The sequence below is a fragment of the Vibrio sp. Vb0349 genome, from assembly GCF_033338975.1.
In genome coordinates this window covers 1-1,230 of sequence record NZ_JAWOTS010000280.1, presented here as the reverse complement: position 1 = coordinate 1,230, position 1,230 = coordinate 1, and the positions used below count along the sequence as shown (strand labels likewise).

3 protein-coding genes are annotated in these 1,230 nt (G+C 45.1%); all 3 read right to left on the bottom strand.

All coding sequences use genetic code 11. The features are described 5' to 3' along the window. A partial coding sequence (locus R7Q47_RS25215) for a YeeE/YedE family protein (protein ID WP_318090068.1) occupies positions 1 to 428 on the bottom strand: 428 nt, incomplete at its 3' end. Positions 429 to 438: 10 nt separating this feature from the next. Then, complete coding sequence (locus R7Q47_RS25210) at positions 439 to 858, bottom strand: YeeE/YedE family protein (protein ID WP_005394547.1); 420 nt, start codon at positions 856 to 858, stop codon at positions 439 to 441. A 28-nt stretch (positions 859 to 886) separates the two neighbouring features. Continuing rightward, the gene (locus R7Q47_RS25205; protein WP_005460911.1) at positions 887 to 1,195 is read right to left on the bottom strand and encodes an ArsR/SmtB family transcription factor; all 309 of its coding nucleotides are present in this window, start codon (positions 1,193 to 1,195) and stop codon (positions 887 to 889) included. Positions 1,196 to 1,230 lie beyond the last annotated feature (35 nt).

The following is a 1,230-nucleotide window of genomic DNA, read 5'->3' as shown; positions in this document are numbered from 1 at the left end:
TTACGGTTAGTAATGATCGCTTTCGCGAACAGAGATCCAACTAACATCGCAAGGAAGAACACTACAATGCTCACGTTGCCTAATGCCAAACTCGCAACTGCAGGGCCAGGGCAAATACCTGCCAAACCCCAACCTAAACCAAAGATCGCCGCACCAGATAACAAACGTCCGTCGATGTTCTTATTGGTTGGTGTGCAAAACGCTTCACCGCTAACTGATTGTTTTCTCGGCTTGATGATTAAAAAATAGCTTGGCATGAATACCGCGAGTGCGCCGCCCATCACAAAAGCCAAACTTGGGTCCCAACTGCCAGAAATATCTAAAAATCCAATGACTTTAGCTGGGTCGATCATGCCGGACACCGCCATGCCCATACCGAATAACACACCGCTCAAAAGAGCAGAAAAACGAAAAATAGTCTTGTTCATGGAATCTCTCTTAAACTAGGTGAAGTCGAACGAATACCGTTAGGCCAGCGACGGCCATAAATACACAGGTCGCCACAATAGAGCGCTTAGACAAACGGCCCATGCCACAAATGCCGTGTCCGCTAGTACATCCGTTACCCAGTCTGGTCCCGATTCCTACCAATAAACCAGCGGCAATCACCATCCCTAAAGAAAGGTTCGCGGTACTAGGAACCGCAACGCCCAACATCAGAACGCTAATCAAGCCACCAGCTATCATTCCAACCGCAAAAAGCAATCGCCACGAATAATCGCCTTTTTTCGGTGACATAATGCCATTCATAATTCCACTTATTCCGGCAATTTTACCGTTAACCAACAACAATATAGTGGCGGAGATCCCTAACAAAATGCCACCAAACAACGATTCCCATGGAATAACGTTTAACATTATTTACCTCTAAAATCTTAGCTACGAATTAGTTACAGAAAACGCCATGAAGCGCTTTAATTAATGACTCAACTCTCGGTTCTGACAACGAATAAAACACTTGCTGTGATGCCTTACGAGCCGTGATCAATTTGTGCTTGCGAAGCACCGTTAAGTGCTGTGAAAAGGCGGATTGGCTAAGGAACGAGTTCTTTTGCAGTTCCCCAACACCAACTTCACCTTGGGTCAGTTGGCACAACACCATTAGCCTTTCCGGATGTGCCATTACTTTTAGGAGATCAGCAGCTTCATTGGCATTGCCTTTCATTGCTGCTACATCCATATCTGTATAGCTCATGACTCACCTCTACATTAAAAACTAAATTAGATATT

What these genes read in the sequence shown, in the direction of transcription:
- R7Q47_RS25210 (WP_005394547.1), bottom strand. Translation starts at nt 858, where the DNA reads ATGTTAAACGTTATTCCATGGGAATCGTTGTTTGGTGGCATTTTGTTA.
- R7Q47_RS25205 (WP_005460911.1), bottom strand. Translation starts at nt 1,195, where the DNA reads ATGAGCTATACAGATATGGATGTAGCAGCAATGAAAGGCAATGCCAAT.